Here is an 18,904-nt window from a genome sequence, read left to right as displayed (position 1 = left end):
TTCATCGGGCCGGGCGATGAATGAGGTTGTTGGGGCTCAGATCGTGGCCTCGGCTTCCATCAGAGCCTTCCGGGAGGCATCCAGCGTTTCGATCTCGGTCGAGGTCGCGGCCTCGGAGAAGCTGGCATCAGCTCCGTAGATCTCGCGGGCGACGCCGGTGGTCAGCTGCTCGGGCAGGCCGTCGAACACAATGCGCCCGTCGCGCATGCCGACCACGCGGTCGCAGTAGCGGCGCGCGGTGTCCAGCGTGTGCAGATTGGCGATCACGGTGCGGCCATCCTCTTCGTGGATGCGGCGCAGGGCCTGCATCACGACCTGCGCATTCATCGGGTCCAGCGAGGCGATGGGCTCATCGGCCAGGATGATCTTGGGGTCCTGCATCAGCGCCCGCGCGATGGCGACGCGTTGCTGCTGCCCGCCCGACAGCGCCTCGGCTCTTTTGGGGGCATGTTCGGCGATGCCCAGACGGTCCAGAATGTCGATGGCGCGGTGGATGTCCGCGGTCGGGAACAGGTTGAACAGGGTCGCCAGCGTCGAGTGCTGGTTCAGCGTTCCATGCAACACGTTCGAAACCACGTCCATGCGGGGCACAAGGTTGAATTGCTGGAAGATCATCGCGCAATCCGCCTGCCAGGCGCGTTTGTCGCGCCCCTTCAGGGTGGTCACGTCGCGCCCGTGAAACAGGATCTGTCCGGCGCTGACATCGGTCAGGCGGTTGATCATACGCAGCAGGGTGGACTTGCCGGCACCCGACCGCCCGATGATCCCGATCATGCATGGCTTGTCGACGTCCAGCGTCGCGGTGTCGACGGCGGTAATGTCGCCGAAGCGCTTGGTCAGGTTTTCGATGCGCAGCACGGGCCACCCCCAGTTGTTGATGGCGGTCAGCTACTGACCCTGTTCAACGTCTGTGTGTCGGTCTGGTAAAACTTTTGCAAAGGCGCGACATTGACGCGGTACGGTGGGGCTGGGCAATGCCGCTCGTCCCGTCTATACGCGGGCCCAACACCTGAAACGTCAGATCTGTCACATGAGGCCGCCATGAGCTTTGACCGCAAGATCAAGATCGCACCGTCGATCCTATCCGCCGATTTCGCCAATTTCGGACAGGAGATCCAAGCCATCGAGGCCCAAGGCGCTGACTGGGTCCATGTTGACGTGATGGACGGGCATTTCGTGCCAAATCTCACCTTCGGCCCGCCGGCGGTCAAAGCGTTCCGGCCGCATGTCAAGACGGTGATGGACGTGCATCTGATGATCACGCCGGTCGACCCCTACATCCAGGCCTATGCCGATGCCGGCGCGGATTTTCTGACAGCCCATGTCGAAGCCGGCCCACATACGCACCGCACACTGCAAGCGATCCGAGCGGCCGGGATGAAGGCAGGCGTGGCGCTTAACCCGGGCACTCCGGCCGAAGCGGTCGAGCATCTGCTGGATCTGGCCGATCTGGTCTGCGTGATGACGGTGAACCCCGGCTTTGGCGGGCAGAAATTCATCGACATGACCGCAAAGGTGCGCCGCCTGCGCGAGATGATCGGCGACCGCCCGGTGCATATCGAAATCGACGGGGGCGTCGACCCATCGACCGCCCCGCTGGTCGCGGCGGCCGGTGCCGACGTTCTTGTTGCCGGTTCAGCGGTCTTCAAGGGCGGGTCGGTTGCGAACCCGGACGTTTATGGCCAGAACATCCGTGCCATTCGCGCCGCAGCCGAAGGCCACGCGGTCTGACGGCCGCTCCTGCCCGTCGTCGACGTTTTTTGACAAAACGCCTCCTCCTGTTGGGCCCGGCGCAGCCGATGTCGCGCGGGCGCGCAGCGTTTTGCCGGCCCTGCTCCTAGGCCAGTTGATCCGCGAAATGCGTCAGCAACTTGTGCTTGAGGATCTTGCCCGTGGGCGCGGCGGGCAGAGACGTGGCCAGCACGATCCGGCTGGGCCGTTTGTAGCCCGCAAGACGTGCGGCCACGAACTCCGCCAACTCTGCCTCGGACACAGCGCCGTTTTCAGGCACTTGAACAAAGGCCAGCACCTGTTCATCGCCGCCCACCCGATGCCCGATCACCGCAGACTGGATCACCAGCGGGTGGTCGTTCAGCGCGGCCTCGACCTCGGGCGGATAGACATTGAAGCCGCCGTGAATGATCAGTTCCTTGGCGCGGCCTACGATGTGTAGATTTCCCTGCGCGTCGAGACGGCCGAGGTCGCCCGTGCGCAGCCACCCCTGGGCAAGCACCCGGCCCGTTTCCTCGCCGTTGCGATAGTACCCCTTCATTACATGCGGGCCGCGCGTCAGGATCTCGCCCACGCCATCTCCGCCGCCGGGTATGGTTTCGTCAATGCGCAGTTCGACCCCCGGCAAGGGCGGGCCGACCGAGATATCCGGATCCCCGATCCGGTTGTGCGAGGCGCAGATCCCCGCCGTGCTTTCGGTCATGCCATAGCCATTTTGCAGCGCGACGCCATAGAATGCCTCGGCCTTGCGTTTCCACGCCGGGTCCAGCGGGGCGGCCCCGGACGATGTGTAGCGCAGAGCGCCTGACGGCAGCCGCTCCAACCCCTGTTCCTTGGCATATTGCATCAGCAGCGCATGCATCTGCGGCACGCCCGAAAACACCGTGACGCCCGCGTTCAACGCGGCAAAGGCGCGGTCCGCCGCGAACCGGGCATCCAGCTGGACGAAGGCCCCGGCCAGCGCCGACCCGGTGACGATCGAAGCCAACCCGAAGATATGCGAAATCGGCAGCACGCCGTAGACCACGTCATCCTGCGTCAACCCCCGGAAATTCGCCGAAGTCAGCCCGCCGAACCGCAGGTTTTCGTGGGTCAGCATCACGCCCTTGGGCGTTCCGGTCGTGCCGGTGGTGAACAGCATCGCCGCGACATCCGCCAGATCGGGGTCGGGCGCGCTCGGGTACGGCGCGGCCAGGTGCAACTGCCCGAAGGCCCCGGAAACGGGCCGGGCCACGGCCCTTCGCGCATGGTCGCGCGCCTCCGGCGACGCCGCCGATGTGAACAGGATCACCGCCGGAGAGACGTGATCCACGATGCGCGCCAACTCAGCCGCGGTGTGGCGGGCGTTCACCGGCACCACGCAGGCCCCAATCCGGGAACAGGCAAACAGCGCGGCCACCGCCGCACAGCAATTCTCGAGCACCAGCATGACCCGATCGCACGGGCGCACCCCCGAGGCCAGCAGGATGTCTGACAACTCGGAAATCGCGCGGTCGAGGTCAGCAAAGCTCCAATCGGCGCCGAACCCGTCGGCAAAGGCGCGGGCCCGCGGACGGGTCCGGATCTGGGCATCCGGATAATCGTGCCACTTGTTCATGTCCCTTCGCCCTCCCCTGCGCCGGAACCGGTTTTGCGCTCAGCGTTTCATGGTGCGCTTGAACACTCCCGCCGCCGTTGCGATCAGGGTTCCGTCGTCGCTGTGCAACTCTCCGGTCACATAGGCCAGCGTGCGCCCGCCACCCGTTGCGCGCCCCGTGGCCGTCACGCGCCCCTGACGCACCGCCGCCACATAGCTTGTGTTCAGCGACAGGGTCAGAACCAGCGGATGTTCGTCCCGGTCGAACCAGGCCGAGGCGGTGTTGCCGCAAGCCACGTCCAGAAGCATGGCGATGATGCCGCCATGCAGGATGCCCTGGCTATTCAAGTGATCCGCCCGGATGGTCAAATGACACCGGGCACGGCCGTCGGGGTCGGACAGATCCACCTCGAACCCGATCGCGTTCTGACAGCCCGATCGCCGGACCCTTGGGTCGTCTTCAGGCCGCGCCGAGTGCAATGAACCTCTCCAAGTGATAATCCGCGTCGCCAAACCTGTGATCCGACATGACGATCCGCTTGGCAATATGCGCCAGCTCATATTCCTGCGTCATGGCGATGCCGCCATGCATCTGGATCGTTTCCTCAGCCACCAGCCGGCCTACCCGCGACACAAGGTTGCGGGCCGCGGCGATCTGCCGGTCGCGGTCGGGTGCTTCAAGGTGACCGGCCGCGTTGATCACCGCCGAGCGCGCCTGCTCCAGCTCGATCAGCATATCCGCGAACCGGTGCTGCAGGGCCTGAAAGGTCCCGATCGGGCGGCCGAACTGCTTGCGCGTCATCAGATATTGCCGTGTCAGTTCCACCGCACTTTCCATAGCGCCCAGAACCTCGGCGACCAGCGCGCAATTGGCTGCGGCCACAACGTCCATCAGCGGATCGAACCCCTGCCCCGCGGCGCCCAGACGCGCGCTTTCCGGCAGGCGCACATCGTCCAGAGTGACCTCGGCCGCTCGGCCTCCGGCCAGCATCGGATACCCGCGCAGACCCAGCCCCGGCGTATCAGCTGGCACCAGGAACAGAGATATGCCGTCCAGATCGAACGGCCCGCCCGTTTCGCGCGCGGATACGATCAGCTGCCCGGCGGCCTCGGCATTCACGACCACGGCCTTGCGCCCGTTCAGGATCAGATCCGTGCCGTCGGTCCGCACGGTGGTCTCGACCCGGCTCAGGTCATACCGGCTGGCAGGCTCACCATGCGCCAGCGCCAGATGCAGCGCGCCCGAGATCACCTGATCCAGCAACACTCGCTGATCGGGGGTGCCCGCCTGCGCGATCAGCCGGCCGCCCAGAATGCAGCTGTCCAGAACCGGCTCGACCACCCCGGCCCGGCCCAGTTCCTCGAACACGGTGGCGATGTCAAAGCCCGCCCCGCCGAACCCGCCATCCGCTTCGTCGAACAGCGCGCCCAGAACGCCCAGATCGGCCAGTTCGCGCCAGATGTCAGCGCTGAACCCCGCCGCGCTGTCCAGAATGTCGTTACGCACCGGAGTAGTGTAGCGGTCGGCCAAATAGCGCCGCAGAGTGTCCTGCAGCATCTGCCGTTCTTCGGTCAGGTTGAAATCCATCTCAGCCCCCCATCTTGACCTTGGCGATGATCCCGCGCTGGATCTCGTTCGACCCGCCGAAGATCGACAGTTTCCGGTTGTTGAAATACTGGGCGGCGACCGGCGCGGCATAGTCCGGCCCGATCGGGTCGTTGTCGCCTGCCACCGCCTCGGAGGCGAAAGGCATCGCATAAGGCCCCACCGCGCGGCGGGCCAGGTCGTTGATCTCTTGCCGGATGATCGTACCCTTGACCTTCAGCATCGAGCTTTCCACCCCCGGTGCCTGTCCGGCCGAAGCCTGGCTGATGATGCGCATGTTGGTGGTGGCCATGGCCATCAGGTCGATCTCGACCCGTGCCAGCCGGGCGGCGAAATGCGGGTTCTCGATCAGGGGGCGGCCATTCGCGGTTTCGATCCGGGCAATCCGCTTGACCATGTCCAGCCCCGCCTGGCTGAAGCCAACCCCGGCGATGTTGGTGCGTTCATGCGTCAGCAGATACTTGGCATAGGTCCAGCCCTTGTTCTCCTCGCCCACCAGATTTTCGACCGGGACGCGCACATCGTCAAAGAACACCTCGTTCACCTCGGGCGTTCCGTCCAGCAGGACGATGGGGCGCACTTCGATCCCCGGCGTATTCATGTCGATCAGCAGGAACGAGATCCCCTCCTGCGCCTTGGCCTCGGGGTCGGTGCGCACCAGGCAGAAGATCCAGTTGGCGTATTGCGCCATCGTGGTCCAAGTCTTCTGGCCGTTCACGACATAGTTGTCGCCGTCGCGCACCGCCCGAGTCTTCAGCGAGGCCAGGTCCGACCCGGCGCCCGGCTCGGAATAGCCTTGGCACCACCAGTGTTCACCATTCAGGATGCGCGGCAGAAAATAATCCTGCTGCGCCTTCGACCCGAATTTCTGCAGCACCGGGCCCAGCATCGACAGGCCAAACGGCACGATGCGCGGCGCATAGGCGGCGGCGCATTCCTCCTCGAAGATATGGCGCTGAACCGCGTTCCACTCGGCGCCGCCAAACTCCTTCGGCCAGTTGAAATTCAACCAGCCGCGCTCGTTCAGAGTGGCATTCCACCACTCATACCCTTCCTTGCCGATGTTCCGGCCAGCCCGGATCTTGTCCGAGATCTCCTTGGGCAGTTTCTCGGCCAGAAAACCGCGTACCTCGTCGCGAAAGGCCTTCTCCTCGTCCGTATAATTCAAGTCCACAGCCGCCCTCCTCCTCGACGCGATCGGAACCTTGCCTGCTCGGCCCCAAGGGCCGGGCAGCGCCGGACCGGCCCTCGATGGGCTGGCCCGGCGCCCCTTTCTTCAATAGATCTCGAACAGACCGGCCGCGCCCATGCCGCCGCCGATGCACATGGTCACGACACCCAGCTTGGCCCCGCGCCGCCGCCCTTCGCGCAGCAGATGGCCGACCATCCGCGCGCCGGTCATGCCGAATGGATGCCCGATGGCGATCGAGCCGCCGTTCACGTTGCATTTCTCGTCATCGATCCCCAGACGGTTGCGGCAGTACAGCGCCTGCGAGGCGAAGGCCTCGTTCAGCTCCCACAGGTCGATGTCATCAACGCTCAGACCATGCCGTTCCAGCAGGCGCGGCACAGCAAAGACCGGGCCGATACCCATCTCGTCGGGCTCACACCCCGCCACGCAGAACCCCTTGAACGCGCCCATGGGCTCCAGCCCCCGACGCTCTGCCTCGGCGCTGTCCATCAGGACAACGGCGGCTGCGCCGTCCGACAGCTGGCTGGCATTGCCGGCAGTGATGTAGTTTCCGGGGCCACGCACAGGCTCCAGACCGGCCAGACCCTCCAGCGTCGTGTTCGGCCGGTTGCATTCATCCCGGTCCACGGTGACCTTCCGGTGCGAGACCTCGCCCGTCTCTTTGTCCTTGACCGCCATAATCGTCTGCATCGGCACGATTTCCTCATCGAACTTGCCGGCCGCCTGCGCCGCCGCGATGCGCTGCTGCGACCGCAGGCCATAGGCGTCCTGTTCTTCCCGGCTGATACCATAGCGTTCGGCCACGATGTCGGCGGTCTCGATCATCGTCATGTAGATCGCGGGCTTGTGCTCCTGAATCCACGCCTCGGGCACGGGGCGGGTTTTCGGCTGGACCAGCGAGATGCTCTCGACCCCACCGGCCACGATGGGGCCCGCGCCGCCCTCGGTGATGGCCTGCGCCGCTAGCGCCACGGTCTGCAGCCCCGACGAGCAGAACCGGTTCACGGTCATGCCCGAAACGCTGACCGGCAGCCCGGCCCGGATGGCGATCTGGCGGGCGATGTTGCTGCCGGTCTCGCCTTCGGGGAAACCGCAACCGATGATGCAATCCTCAATCTCGGCGCCATCCAGCCCCGACCGTTCGACCGCGGCCTGAACCGCGTGGCCGCCCATCGTGGCGCCGTGGGTCATGTTGAACGAGCCCCGGAACGACTTGGCCAGCCCGGTGCGCGCGGCGGATACGATTACGGCTTGTTTCATCACTCGGCGCCCTTGTTCAGATCATCAAAGCTGCGGCCCTCGGCCACCAGTTTTTCCAGCAGTGGCGCGGGTTGCCAGAAATAGGCATCCTCGGCCGACCAGGCGCGGATATCCTCCAGAATACCCGGCAGACCCTGCAGATCCGCCCATTTCAGCGGCCCGCCGCGATAACGCGGGAACCCATAGCCATAGAGCAGCACCACATCCACGTCCAAGGGGCGGCGCGCGATGCCCTCGCCCACCACCTTGGCGGCCTCATTGACCATCGCCACCATATATCGCCGCACGATCTCGTCATCCGTGAATGTGCGCGGGGTGATGCCCTGCGCCGCGCGGTCGGCCGCGATCAGGTCCAGAACCTCGGGGTTGGGCGAGCCACCGCGCTTGCCCTTTTCATAGACATAGAAGCCTTTACCGGTCTTCTGTCCGAAATGCCCGGCCTCACACAGTTTGTCGGCATAGCTGCTGTCGCGGGCACGCGGGTCCAGCCCCTCGGCGCGTTTGCGTTTGCGCACCGCCCAGCCGATATCCAGCCCGGCCAGATCGGACACCGCGAACGGCCCCATGGCAAAGCCGAAATCGGTCAGCGCCTTGTCGATCTGGAACGGGCTTGCCCCGTCCAGGACCATGTGGTCGGCGCAGGTGCGATAGGTGCTGAGGATCCGGTTCCCGATGAACCCGTCGCACACCCCCGCCCGCACCGAGACCTTTTTCAGCCGATGCCCCAGCGCAAAGCCGGTGGCGACCACCTCGGGCGCGGTCTTGTCGGCCACAACGATCTCGAGCAGCTTCATCACATGGGCAGGCGAGAAGAAATGCAGCCCGATCACGTCATGCGGGCGCGTAGTGGCGGCTGCAATTTCGTTGACGTCCAGATACGAGGTGTTGGTCGCCAGAACCGCCCCCGGTTTGCAGACCGCATCCATCTGGGCAAAGACCTGTTTCTTGACGTCCATATCCTCGAACACGGCCTCGATCACCAAATCGACGGCGCTCAGCGCGTCATAGCCGGTGGCAAGCTGCAACTGGTCCGACAGGATTGCGTCATGCTGTTGTTGGCTGATCTTGCCGCGCTTTAGGGCGCCGGCGATGTTTCCGGCGATCCGGTCCTTGGCGGCATGGGCGGCCTCCTGCGTCATCTCCAGCAAGGTCACGGGCAGACCCGCCAGCAAGGCGGCGGTGGCGATCCCCGCGCCCATCGTGCCGCCGCCGATGACCCCGATCTGATGCACCGGACGCGGCTCGACACCCTTCAGTTCGGGCAGTTTGCCCACGGCGCGTTCGGCGAAGAAGGCGTGGATCAGGCCCTTGCGCTGATCTGACTCCATCAACTGCATGAACAGTTCCCGCTCGCGCGCCATGCCCTCGGCAAAGCTGGCCGCCTCGCAGGCGGCTTGCACAGCACGCACGGCGACAGCTGGGGACAGCTGGCCCCGGCCCTTCTTCAGAACGGCCTCGTAGACCTCATCGAAATCGACAGAGTCCGGCGCAGGCATCTCTCCGACTGCGCGACGGGGCGCGCCCGAGTCAAGCAGCTCCTGCGCATAGGCCAGCCCGATCTCGCGCGGGTCGCCATCCTGCACCTTGTCGATCACGCCCAGCTTCAGCGCCTCGTCGGCCCGGACATGGCGGCCGGTTGTGATCATATCCAGCGCGGCCTCGACCCCGGCCACGCGCGGCAGACGCTGAGTACCACCGGCGCCGGGCAGGATACCCAGATTGACCTCGGGCAGGCCGACCTTGGCTGAGGGGAGCGCGATGCGGTAGTGGCTGGACAACGCAACCTCGAGCCCGCCACCGAGCGCCGTGCCGTGCAGCGCCGAAACCACCAGCAGGGGCGAGGCTTCGATCCGGTCGCACAGGCCCGGCAGCCAGGGCTCTTGCGGGGGTTTGCCGAACTCGCGGATATCGGCCCCTGCGAAATAGGTCCGCCCCTTGCCGTAGATCAACACCGCCTTTGCGCCCTCGGCCTCGGCCCGTTCAATTCCGGCCAGCAGGCGCCGGCGCACGTCCACGCCCAGCGCATTGACCGGCGGGTTGTTCGCCGCCAGCACCGCGATATCGCCAATCCGTTCGTATTCCACCGCCTCGGACATCAGACTTGGTCTCCTCTTGCCAACCAGAGCTTGTTCCGCATTGCGGAACAATATTCCGCAACAGATTGAACCCGTCCGCGCGCGGGTTCAACCCCTTATACCCGACTACGCCTCCGGGCCGCATTTGTTGTCGGCGAGCGGGGTCAAAACAACTTGTGAACCGGATCGCGGAAAACCGTGCTAGGCTTTGCCCACCCGGCCAATGAATTCGGCCGGGAACGAAAACAGATTGCAGAACAGGGAGTTTTGAAATGTGTGACGTTTGCGTAATAAACACGGTGAAAGACCGGATGCTGTCCCGCCGTTCCTTTTTCAAGGCTGGCGCGGCGATGGCGGCAGGCACGGCGCTTGGAACGGTGGCAGCACCCCCTGCACTGGCCGCGGGTCATGGCGAGGTGCTGGACATGACCCATGTCTACGATGCCGATTTCCCCACTTATTTCGGCCAACCGGGGATCGAGGCGACCCAGGCCTTCAATTTCAAGGAACATGGCTTCAACCTGTTCAACCTGACCGTCAACGAACACACCGGCACGCATGTCGATGCCCCGCTGCATTTCTCGGCGGATGGGCAGTCGGTGGACGAAATCCCGGTCGCGAACCTCGTCTGCCCTCTGTGCGTGGTGGACATTGCCGCCCGCGCGGCCGAGGACCCGGATGCGCAGGTGACCCCAGATGACCTGAAAGCGTGGATCGCGGCAAATGGCGACATCCCCGATGGCGCCTGCGTCGCCATGCATTCGGGATGGGCCGCTAAGACCGCCACGCCCGAGTTCCGCAACGCCGACGGCGAAGGCAAGATGCATTTCCCCGGCTTCCACGTCGAAGCGGCTCAGATGTTGATCGAAGGAACCGGCGCCGTTGCGCTGGCCGTCGACACGCTGTCGCTGGACCACGGGCCATCGGCTGATTTCGTGACGCATTACGCGTGGCTGCCCACCAACCGTTACGGCATCGAGAACCTCGCCAATCTCGACAAGGTGCCCGCCAGCGGAGCAACGCTGGTGGTCGGCGCGCCGGCCCATCGTGGCGGGTCGGGCGGCCCGGCGCGCATCTTCGCGATGGTCTGAGCATGGCAACGGTTCGCCTGTTGACGGACGAAGAGGTCAGCGCCGAGGCGCTGGCCGTCTTCGATGACATCCGCGCCACCCGCAACACTGATTACATCAACAATTTCTGGCGCGCTCTGGCCCATGACCCGGTGCTGCTGAAAGCGACGTGGGAGCGGCTCAAGACCGTCATGGCCCCCGGCGCGCTGGACCCGTTGATGAAGGAGATGCTGTATGTGGCGGTTTCGATCGCCAACAATTGCGAATACTGCGTGCACTCCCATTCGGCCGCGGCCCGCGCCAAGGGAATGACCGACCAAATGCAGGCCGAGCTGCTGGCGGTGATCGCGATGGCCAGCCAGACCAACGCTCTGGCCACAGCCTTGCAGGTGCCGGTGGATGACCGGTTCAAAGCCTGAAATCCTGCATTCTGCCCGCAGATTTGCATCAGACGCACGGCGGGTATTCGGGCAGAACCCTAGCTGCACCGCAGCATCGGGTCTAACTGCGCGGGGTCAACTTCAGACCAGAGGAGTTCTGCTCATGGCACATACGACGCGCCGCCCGGCGGTCTTCAACCTGCTGTCGACAGTGGCCGATGTGTTCTACGGCATCTACGAGGCGCTGATCCGCATGGGTGAGGCCAACGCCAAAGTCGTCAAGATCAAGCAACTGCACGCGCTGACCGACGAAGAACTGGCCGCGCGTGGCATGAAGCGCGAAGACATCGTGCGTTTGGTGATGGCGGGCGTCTACTAAGACACGCCCGCATCCTGCATCTCGACCACGGCCTGCGCGGCCTTGGCATAGGCGGCTTTGCACAGGTCAAAGTCCGCTTCGGTCAGCGCCAGGGACGGATAGGTCTTGCCCGGTGACTTGAACATCCCGTTCTGCATCAGAACCGCATTGAACCGGGTGGCCTTGGCCGTATCCGCGCGGACTACATCCCTGTAATCCCGCACTTTCCCGTCCGTGAACACGATCTCGAACAGGGTCGAATCACCGATGATACGATGGGCGACCCCCTGCTTGGTCAGCGCGGCCGAGGCCATATCCATCAGACGCTGACCATTGGCGCGCAGCCGGTCGTACTGACCGGGACGGCGCAACACCTCCATCGTCTTGAGCCCGGCCACCGCTGCCACCGGATTGCCTGACAGTGTCCCCAGCTGCATCAGCCATTTCTCAGGCCCAACGGCGGGTTTGTCGAAATGGGCCATGATCTCGGCCCGCCCGGCGATCGCGGCCAGGGGAAAGCCGCCGCCGATGATCTTGCCCAGCGTGGCGATGTCGGGGGTCACGCCGTACAGCTCCTGCGCGCCGCCATAGGCGAAACGAAACCCGGTCACCACCTCGTCAAAGATCAGCACGATGCCGTACTTGTCGGCCTCGTCCCGCAGAAGCTGTAGGAAGCCCGGTTCGGGCGGGATGATGCGTTGCAGCGGCTCGACGATGATGCCCGCGACCTGGTTGCCGTGCTCGGCCAGCAGCGAGCGGATGTAGTCCGGGTCGTTGAACGGCGCGATCAGCATTTCGGCCTGAACGCTGGCCGGTATGCCCGCGCTGTCGGGAACCGCCTGCGGGAAATTCACCATTCGTGACGGGGCCAGGCTCATCTGTGCTTCGGCGCTCATGCCGTGATAGCCGCCTTCGAACTTCACGATCTTGTCGCGGCCAGTAAAGGCGCGGGCCAGCCGGATCGCGTACATGTCAGCCTCACCGCCGGACGAGACATAGCGGATCTGATCAGCGCAGGGCACGGCAGCGCAGATTTCCTCGGCCAGTTCGACCGCGCGCGCGTTGTTGGCGAAGAACGTCATGCCCTTGGGCATCTGTTCGGCGACGGCCTCCAAGACCTCGGGGTGGCCGTGGCCCAGCAGCATCGGCCCCGAGCCGATCAGCAGGTCGACATATTCCTTGCCGTCTTCGTCCCAGACGCGGCTGCCCCGGCCCTCGCGGATGAAGACCGACGGGTCGAAATTGCCAAAGCCGCCGCCGGGCAGCACCGCGCGGGCGCGCTGGCCCCAGTCGGATTGGCTGAGATGTCGCGGCATGGTCGCCTCCCTAATCCAGTATCACGTCCGGCGCGCCCAGGTATTCGCGGTCTGGCGAGACGCCGAGGCCGATCCCGTCGGGCGGCGCGATCCGACCGCCCTTGCGGGCCGGGCCATCCGGCGCCAGCCGCGGCGCGACATAGCCCGACAGGTCGCACACGTTCATCAAGCGCGCGGGTTCGGTGGCCGCGCCCAGATGCAGCAGGGCGGCTGTGGTGATGTCAGACCCCCAGGTGTCTTCGACGCACATCTTCGCCCCCAGATGCAGGCACAGATCACGCGCGCGGCGCGCCGCCGACAGCCCGCCGAATTTCGACAGCTTCACCGCGACCGCATCCATGCAGCCCAGCGCATGCGCGGCCAGCAGGCTGGCGGTGTCGTGTGCGCATTCGTCCAGCTTCATCGGCAGACCGGTGGCGGCGCGCACGCGGGCGCAATCTTCAATCGTGGCACAGGGTTGTTCCAGCATCACATCCAGATCCGCAACCGCCCGCCCCACGCGGCTGGCGTCCAGAGACGTGGCGCCGCAGTTCCAATCGCCATAGACCAGCGGCCCGTCGCCCACCGCCTCGCGCACCAGACGCAGGCGCTCGACATCGGTCTGCCAATCGGCATCCGCGCCCAGCTTGACCTGGAACTGGGTGATGCCCTGCGCCTGCGCCTCGCGGGCGATGCGGGCCATCTCGGCCGGGGCGATACAGGTGATCGAGTGATAGAGCGGCATCGTCTGCGCCCGCCGACCGCCCAGCAGCGCGTGCAGCGGCAGCCCTGCCACCTGCCCCGTCAGATCCCACAGCGCGATGTCAATCGCCGATTTGGCATAGACATGCCCCGGCAGGTGCCGGTCCAGCCGCGCCATCAACGCCTCGGGTCCGATCGGGTCGGCGCCCAGCAGAACCGCGGCCATGTCCTCAACCGCCGGGGCTACGCCGCGCGCATAGGCGGGCAGGTAATGCGGAATCGGGCAGACCTCGCCCCAGCCGGTAAGATCGTCATCGGTGTCCAGCGCCAGAACCACCGTTTCAACCGTGTCGCAGGCCTTGCCGTCAGCCATGTAATAGGCCTGGTGGCTGGTCAGCGGCACATGCCAGAGCGAAATGCGGGTGATGCGAGTCATTGGTACACGGCCTTGGGATCGCCCAGTGCATCTTCATCAGGGGCCAGGCCAAGGCCGGGGGCCTCGGGCAGTTCCAGATGACCCAGACGGTTGCGTGGGCCGCGCCCGCCCGCAACGTCCAGCGTCAGCATGTCCTGACAGGCCCAGACGCCCAGGCGGTTGTGGTCGGGGATGGTGGCGGCCAGATGCAGCGCCTCGGTGTCGGCCAGAACCGAGCCGCCGGTGGCCATTACGTACATGTCGATGCCATGCGCCAGCGCGATGTCCCGCATCCGAGCAGCCTTGGTCAGGCCGCCGACACGGTTGAGCTTGATCCCGAAGACCTCGGCCAGCCCGTCGCGGGCAATGCGCGCGGCGTCCTGCAGGGTGACCAGGCTTTCATCCACGCTGACCGGCGCGGAATGCAGGGCCCGGATGGCGGCGATGTCGTCCAGCGTCTCGCCCGGTTGTTCGAACATCACGCCCAGATCCTCGGTGGCCTTCATCACCCGCAGCGCCTGCTGCCGCGTCCAGGCGCGGTTGACGTCATAGAGGATGCGCTCACCCGACGGGCGATGCGCCTCGACATCGCGTATGCGTTCTATGTCGCGATCCACGTCGCCGCCCACTTTGACCGAATGTACCCAATAGCCGCGGTCACGATAGCGATCCATCACCGCGCGGGTTTCCTCGATGGTCTTGGCCCCGACCGATGAGGCGATCGGCGCGGGGCTGCGCGACCCGCCGCCCATCAGATCGGCAATCGGCAAACCGGCCGCCTGTCCGGCAATGTCCCAGCAGGCCATGTCGATCGGCGACTTGGCATAAAGATGCCCGGGCAGCGCGTGGTCCATCGCCCGCTCGACCTCTAGAACCCGGCGGGGGTCCAGCCCGAGGACGAAGGGCGCCATGGTCTCGATCCCCGCCCGGATACCCGGTCCGTGCGCGGGCACATAGGTGTGGCCCCACGGCGTGCCCTCGCCCCAGCCGGTCAGGCCGGCGTCGGTTTCGATCTTGACGAAGGTGGCATCCAGCACCTCGAATTTCAGACGTCCGCCAGACAACCAATAGGGATGCTCGAGCGGCAGATCGACGTGAAAGACCGAGATGCGAGAGATCTTCATGCGGCGTCCATCCTGGGCAGGTCGTTCAACCCCTCGCCCCGCCACAGTACGAAAGTGAGGATCGGCTGATCCCCTGTGGACATGGCGTGACTTTGCCAACTAGCGTGCAACCGCGTGCCCTCAGCGCCCACAAAGGCCCGACCCCCGTCAACCTTGAAGACCGCGCCGCCCGCCAGCGTCAGATACAGCTCCTCGGCCTGGTGGCTGTGCCAGTCATAGTCCAGCCCGGCGCCCCAATAGGCGACATAGCCCCGCAGCTGGGTCGAATGGAAATGACCGGTTGGCCCGAACAGTTCGAAATACCCGTACCGATTGCGGAAATCGGCACCGACCTCTGCCTCGGAATAGGTTCGTTTCCAATGGGCAAGATGCGCCGCCGACCGGATCGCCTGAACGAGCCCCGTGGTCCGGGGTGATCCGGGCTGATCCAGCGCCTGCACCAGCGGCGTGGCGGGGATCGCCCGCGGTTGCAAACCGGTTGCGGTCAGGTCGGTGGGCCAGTTGCCGAATGCGGACAGCGCCGGCAGTGCTTGATGCAGTTGCCGCGCGGCTTCGAGAACGTTTTCCAGAGTCATGGGATCACCACGATGTTGCCGGTATGATGCTTGTCGATGAAGGCCTGCTGGGCCTCTCGCAGCTCAGTCAACGGGTAAGTGGCGGCCAACGCTGGCTTGATTTGCCCATTTTCTATGTATTTCACGACATCAAAGAAGTTCTGCGGCGTGTTCACGGTCGACCCGGTGAAGGTCAGATCGCGCAGGTAGAAGGTGCGCAGGTCGAATTGCACGATCGGACCGGCAATCGCGCCCGAACAGGTATAGCGCCCGCCACGCTCCAGCATGTCGATCAGTTTGGGCCACATCTTTCCGCCCACGACGTCGGCGACGACGGTGATCCGTTCGCCTTTCAGCTCGGCCCGCAAGTTCCTGGGGCTGCGCGGCAGGATGCGATCCGGACCCAGTTTGGCGACCTCGGGGTGCTTGGCCGCGCTGGCCATGGCGATCACACGTGCACCGCGCAGCTTGGACAGCTGGATCAGCGCCCCGCCCACACCGCCCGAGGCACCGGGGATCAGAACCGTGTCGCCCTCGCCGACCTGCGCCCTGTCCAACATGCCTTCGGCCGTCACATATGAGCAACTGAAGGTCGCCAGTTCGGCATCACTCAGGCCGGAGTCGATCGCCGCCACGCCGCGGATGTCGGCCTTGGTGTATTCGGCAAAGCCGCCGTCACATTCCGAGCCGAAATATCCGGCCTTGTCGCGATTCATCGGCTCGGACCAGTCGCGCAGCCAGCCCGCCACGATCACCCGCCGGCCGATGATCGCAGGATCGGCCCCCTCGCCCACGGCCACGACCGTGCCGACCGCATCCGCGCCCTGGATGCGTGGGAAGGTCAGAGGTGCGCCGCCCCAGGTGCTGTCGTCGTCATCCACCTCGGAATAGGCGCCGCCGGTGGTCGGCTCGTCCACCGCCTTGGAATACCAGCCGGTGCGGGTGTTCACATCCGTGTTGTTCAGTCCACAAGCACCAACCTTGATCAGCACCTCCATCGGGCCGGGTGTGGGCGTAGGCCAGTCCTCATGCCATTCATATTTGTCCAGATCGCCATGCCCAGTCAGGACCATGGCTTTCATGGTTTTCGGGATCATACCGCAGCCTCCATCGCGGTATCGGTGCGGGGCTGAACGCTGTGCGGGTCATAGGCAGGCGCCCCCAATATCCGCCCGGGACGCGGCGCGCCCGCGATCACCACCTGCACCTCTGTTCCCGGTACATTGGCCTGCGGTTTGACATAGGCAAAGGCAAGGATCTTGCCGACCGTATGCCCGTAGGCCACCGAGGCGGTAGAGCCCACGACCTTGCCGTCCAGCAGGACCGCCTCGCCGCCATGCCCATCGTTCTGGCCATCCGGTTCGATCTCCAGATAGGCGCAGACCCAGCGCAGATCGGGGTTCAGAGTCCGGTCCTTGCCCAGGTATTCCTTGTCGGTGCGGGCAAAGCGCAGCACGTCGGCTTCGGCCAGGGTGACCTCGTTGGTCAACTCACCCGCGCCCTTGAAGGCCTTCTCCATCCGCAGCGCGTTCATCGCGAACGACCCGTAATCGGCGATGCCATGCGGCGCGCCCGCGGACCAGAGCGCATCGTAGACGGCCAAGGCGCTGTCACGCGGCATGTGCAGTTCCCATCCCAATTCACCGGCATAGGACATGCGGAAAGCCCAGAGCCGGTGACCCGCCACGTCGATTTCCTGCGCGGTCAGCCATTTGAAACCGGTATTGCTCAGGTCGGCATCGGTGCAGGCGGCCAGAACCTCGCGCGCCCGGGGGCCATTGAGGCTGAGCGCGGCCCAGTCGTCGGATCGCAGGATGATATCGACGTTTTCTTCGGCGCGATGCTGGGTCAGGTGGTCCAGTAGGCGCTGCTCGAAGAAGGCAGCACAGACGAGGTAGTACCGGCCTTCGGCCAGTTCCACGACCGTGGTCTCCAGCTCGATCCGTCCACGGCGGTTGAGCATATGGGTCAGCGCGATGCCGCCCACCTTTTGCGGCAGGCGGTTGGCAACCAACCGGTCCAGCAGGACCCGGGCATCCGGGCCGCTGACCTCGACCTTGGTGAAGGCCGAGATATCCATAATGCCGACCGCCTCGCGCACGGCCCTGCATTCAACGGCGACCATGTCATGCACCACATTGCGGCGGAAAGAATAATGGTCGCGCTGTTCAACGCCATCCTTTGCGAACCAGCGGGGGCGCTCGTGGCCATAGACCTCTTCGAACACCGCCCCCTTGGCTTTCAGCCGGTCATACAGCGGGGACGGCTTGATCGGCCGCCCGGCAAGACGGTTGAAATGCGGAAACGGAATTTCGTGGCGCAGTTTGTAATCCTCATGCGCCTTGGTGACCTGCCAGTCTTTGGTGGCATATGCCCCGAACCGGCGCGGATCATAGTCGCGCATCGAAATGTCGGCCGCGCCATGCACCATCCACCGCGCCAGTTGGCGCGTCAGGCCCGGGCCCCAGCCGATGCCGATCTGCGTGCCGCAGCAGCACCAGTAGTTACGCACCCCCGGCGCCGGGCCGATCAGCGGATTGCCGTCGGGCGGGTGCGAGATCGCCCCGTGAACCTCGCGCTGGATGCCCAGATCGGCGAAAATCGGCATCCGGTTCAGGCTCTCTTCGAGCCACGGCATGACCCGGTCGTAATCGGCATCGAACAGCCAGTTTTCGTAGTCCCACGGGCAGTGGTCATGCCAGACCGAGTTCGAATTTTCCTTCTCGTAGATCCCGATCAGCCCGCGCTTCTGCTCCATGCGGATATAGCCCGAGACCTTGCGGTCATCGCGGATCACCGGCAACTCGTGATCGAGGTCCTGGAACTGTGGCACCGGTTCGGTCACGAAATAGTGGTGGGTCATCGAAGTCATCGGCAGTTGCAGGCCCGACCATTCGCCCATCTGCCGGGCATAAGTGCCACCCGCATTCACCACGTGTTCGCAGCGGATCGTGCCCCGTTCGGTCTCGACCACCCATTCGCCATTGGCCGCCTGGGTGATGTTGGTGGCCTGGCAGCGGCGGATGATCCGCGCGCCGAGCTGACGCGCCCCCGCCGCCATGGCCATGGTCACGTTCGTCGGGTCCACATGCCCGTCATCCGGCGTGTGCAGCGCGCCCAGAACCCCGTCGAGGTTGTAGAACGGGTGGAGTTCGGCCACGCGGTTGGGGCCCACCAGCTCGATGTTGAAGCCCAGTGACCGGCCCACCGACAGGGTGTGGCGCAGCCAGTCCATCTCGTCCTCGGTATAGGCCAGCCGGAACGAGCCGCAGCCATGCCACGTCACCGCCTGCCCGGTCTCGGCCTCAAGCGCTCCGGAATAAAGCCCGATGTTGTAGTCCACGCATTTGCCCAGACCAAAGGAACTGGTCGAGTGGGTGATCTGCCCTGCCGCATGCCAGGTGCTGCCGCTGGTCAGCTCGGCCTTTTCCAGCAGAACGACATCCGTCCAGCCCTCGTGCGCCAGGTGATAGGCCAGACCCACGCCCATGACACCTCCGCCCACGATCACCACGCGGGCCTGTGACGGCAGTTCCTTCCCGGACATGATTTTTCCTCTCACCGAG

17 protein-coding genes are annotated in these 18,904 nt (G+C 65.1%); 4 read left to right on the top strand and 13 right to left on the bottom strand.

Features of this window, described 5'->3' with window-relative positions:
- Positions 1–36: 36 nt before the first annotated feature.
- Positions 37–858 (bottom strand): phosphonate ABC transporter ATP-binding protein, encoded by an 822-nt coding sequence (phnC, locus tag AC2FMN_RS05555; RefSeq protein WP_496686828.1) that lies wholly within the window; start codon positions 856–858, stop codon positions 37–39.
- Positions 859–1,041: 183 nt separating this feature from the next.
- Between phnC and rpe the strand changes: the two genes are divergently transcribed.
- Positions 1,042–1,731, top strand: a complete 690-nt coding sequence (rpe, locus tag AC2FMN_RS05550; protein WP_496686827.1) for a ribulose-phosphate 3-epimerase — start codon at positions 1,042–1,044, stop codon at positions 1,729–1,731.
- Between the two features lie 106 nt (positions 1,732–1,837).
- Here the strand turns inward: rpe and AC2FMN_RS05545 are convergent, their stop codons facing one another.
- The 6 genes from AC2FMN_RS05545 to AC2FMN_RS05520 form a co-directional block, all read right to left on the bottom strand.
- Entirely contained in the window at positions 1,838–3,328 is a 1,491-nt protein-coding gene (locus AC2FMN_RS05545; protein ID WP_496686826.1) for a class I adenylate-forming enzyme family protein, read from the bottom strand.
- Positions 3,329–3,367: 39 nt separating this feature from the next.
- Positions 3,368–3,787, bottom strand: coding sequence for a PaaI family thioesterase (locus AC2FMN_RS05540; protein ID WP_170444354.1), 420 nt, complete (start codon positions 3,785–3,787; stop codon positions 3,368–3,370).
- Positions 3,768–4,895 carry an acyl-CoA dehydrogenase family protein gene (locus tag AC2FMN_RS05535; protein ID WP_496686825.1) on the bottom strand — a complete coding sequence of 376 codons (1,128 nt, stop codon included), beginning with the start codon at positions 4,893–4,895 and terminating at the stop codon, positions 3,768–3,770. Before AC2FMN_RS05535 ends, AC2FMN_RS05540 begins: the two co-directional genes overlap by 20 nt.
- 1 nt (position 4,896) lies before the next feature.
- A complete protein-coding gene (locus tag AC2FMN_RS05530) occupies positions 4,897–6,087 on the bottom strand; it encodes an acyl-CoA dehydrogenase family protein (RefSeq protein ID WP_496686824.1) in 1,191 nt (396 codons plus the stop codon).
- Positions 6,088–6,189: 102 nt separating this feature from the next.
- Positions 6,190–7,365 (bottom strand): acetyl-CoA C-acyltransferase, encoded by a 1,176-nt coding sequence (locus tag AC2FMN_RS05525; RefSeq protein WP_496686823.1) that lies wholly within the window; start codon positions 7,363–7,365, stop codon positions 6,190–6,192.
- Complete coding sequence (locus AC2FMN_RS05520) at positions 7,365–9,461, bottom strand: 3-hydroxyacyl-CoA dehydrogenase NAD-binding domain-containing protein (protein ID WP_496686822.1); 2,097 nt, start codon at positions 9,459–9,461, stop codon at positions 7,365–7,367. Before AC2FMN_RS05520 ends, AC2FMN_RS05525 begins: the two co-directional genes overlap by 1 nt.
- Before the next feature lie 251 nt (positions 9,462–9,712).
- On the opposite strand from AC2FMN_RS05520, the gene AC2FMN_RS05515 reads away from it, so the two are divergent.
- From AC2FMN_RS05515 to AC2FMN_RS05505, 3 genes are all read left to right on the top strand, one after another.
- Positions 9,713–10,531: a cyclase family protein gene (locus AC2FMN_RS05515; protein ID WP_496686820.1), complete on the top strand. Its 819-nt coding sequence runs from the start codon at positions 9,713–9,715 to the stop codon at positions 10,529–10,531.
- Positions 10,532–10,533: 2 nt separating this feature from the next.
- Positions 10,534–10,929: a carboxymuconolactone decarboxylase family protein gene (locus AC2FMN_RS05510; RefSeq protein WP_496686819.1), complete on the top strand. Its 396-nt coding sequence runs from the start codon at positions 10,534–10,536 to the stop codon at positions 10,927–10,929.
- 124 nt (positions 10,930–11,053) lie between these two features.
- Positions 11,054–11,269, top strand: coding sequence for a DUF1127 domain-containing protein (locus AC2FMN_RS05505; protein ID WP_496679012.1), 216 nt, complete (start codon positions 11,054–11,056; stop codon positions 11,267–11,269).
- On the opposite strand, the gene AC2FMN_RS05500 is transcribed toward AC2FMN_RS05505, so the two are convergent.
- Genes AC2FMN_RS05500 through AC2FMN_RS05475 form a run of 6 tightly spaced genes read right to left on the bottom strand, consistent with a single transcriptional unit; the run spans position 11,266 to position 18,885 of the window.
- Positions 11,266–12,564 carry an aspartate aminotransferase family protein gene (locus AC2FMN_RS05500; protein WP_496686817.1) on the bottom strand — a complete coding sequence of 433 codons (1,299 nt, stop codon included), beginning with the start codon at positions 12,562–12,564 and terminating at the stop codon, positions 11,266–11,268. The genes AC2FMN_RS05505 and AC2FMN_RS05500 overlap by 4 nt on opposite strands.
- A gap of 10 nt (positions 12,565–12,574) precedes the next feature.
- Positions 12,575–13,681, bottom strand: coding sequence for a mandelate racemase/muconate lactonizing enzyme family protein (locus AC2FMN_RS05495; RefSeq protein WP_496686815.1), 1,107 nt, complete (start codon positions 13,679–13,681; stop codon positions 12,575–12,577).
- Complete coding sequence (locus AC2FMN_RS05490; RefSeq protein ID WP_496686813.1) at positions 13,678–14,784, bottom strand: mandelate racemase/muconate lactonizing enzyme family protein; 1,107 nt, start codon at positions 14,782–14,784, stop codon at positions 13,678–13,680. Before AC2FMN_RS05490 ends, AC2FMN_RS05495 begins: the two co-directional genes overlap by 4 nt.
- Positions 14,781–15,359, bottom strand: a complete 579-nt coding sequence (locus AC2FMN_RS05485; protein WP_496686811.1) for a dimethylsulfonioproprionate lyase family protein — start codon at positions 15,357–15,359, stop codon at positions 14,781–14,783. The genes AC2FMN_RS05490 and AC2FMN_RS05485 overlap by 4 nt, the downstream gene beginning before the upstream one ends.
- Positions 15,356–16,435, bottom strand: a complete 1,080-nt coding sequence (locus AC2FMN_RS05480) for an alcohol dehydrogenase family protein (RefSeq protein ID WP_496686810.1) — start codon at positions 16,433–16,435, stop codon at positions 15,356–15,358. The genes AC2FMN_RS05485 and AC2FMN_RS05480 overlap by 4 nt, the downstream gene beginning before the upstream one ends.
- The gene (locus tag AC2FMN_RS05475; RefSeq protein ID WP_496686809.1) at positions 16,432–18,885 is read right to left on the bottom strand and encodes an FAD-dependent oxidoreductase; all 2,454 of its coding nucleotides are present in this window, start codon (positions 18,883–18,885) and stop codon (positions 16,432–16,434) included. Before AC2FMN_RS05475 ends, AC2FMN_RS05480 begins: the two co-directional genes overlap by 4 nt.
- Between the last annotated feature and the right edge of the window lie 19 nt (positions 18,886–18,904).

This window comes from Ruegeria sp. BHSC037, from assembly GCF_059613045.1.
This window is presented reverse-complemented; position numbering and strand designations above follow the sequence as displayed.

Coding starts and splice junctions, on each gene's coding strand:
- AC2FMN_RS05525 (WP_496686823.1), bottom strand. CDS start 7,365: ATGAAACAAGCCGTAATCGTATCCGCCGCGCGCACCGGGCTGGCCAAG.
- AC2FMN_RS05505 (WP_496679012.1), top strand. CDS start 11,054: ATGGCACATACGACGCGCCGCCCGGCGGTCTTCAACCTGCTGTCGACA.
- AC2FMN_RS05490 (WP_496686813.1), bottom strand. CDS start 14,784: ATGAAGATCTCTCGCATCTCGGTCTTTCACGTCGATCTGCCGCTCGAG.
- rpe (WP_496686827.1), top strand. CDS start 1,042: ATGAGCTTTGACCGCAAGATCAAGATCGCACCGTCGATCCTATCCGCC.
- AC2FMN_RS05520 (WP_496686822.1), bottom strand. CDS start 9,461: ATGTCCGAGGCGGTGGAATACGAACGGATTGGCGATATCGCGGTGCTG.
- AC2FMN_RS05545 (WP_496686826.1), bottom strand. CDS start 3,328: ATGAACAAGTGGCACGATTATCCGGATGCCCAGATCCGGACCCGTCCG.
- AC2FMN_RS05535 (WP_496686825.1), bottom strand. CDS start 4,895: ATGGATTTCAACCTGACCGAAGAACGGCAGATGCTGCAGGACACTCTG.
- AC2FMN_RS05480 (WP_496686810.1), bottom strand. CDS start 16,435: ATGATCCCGAAAACCATGAAAGCCATGGTCCTGACTGGGCATGGCGAT.
- AC2FMN_RS05510 (WP_496686819.1), top strand. CDS start 10,534: ATGGCAACGGTTCGCCTGTTGACGGACGAAGAGGTCAGCGCCGAGGCG.
- AC2FMN_RS05475 (WP_496686809.1), bottom strand. CDS start 18,885: ATGTCCGGGAAGGAACTGCCGTCACAGGCCCGCGTGGTGATCGTGGGC.
- AC2FMN_RS05500 (WP_496686817.1), bottom strand. CDS start 12,564: ATGCCGCGACATCTCAGCCAATCCGACTGGGGCCAGCGCGCCCGCGCG.
- AC2FMN_RS05485 (WP_496686811.1), bottom strand. CDS start 15,359: ATGACTCTGGAAAACGTTCTCGAAGCCGCGCGGCAACTGCATCAAGCA.
- AC2FMN_RS05515 (WP_496686820.1), top strand. CDS start 9,713: ATGTGTGACGTTTGCGTAATAAACACGGTGAAAGACCGGATGCTGTCC.
- AC2FMN_RS05495 (WP_496686815.1), bottom strand. CDS start 13,681: ATGACTCGCATCACCCGCATTTCGCTCTGGCATGTGCCGCTGACCAGC.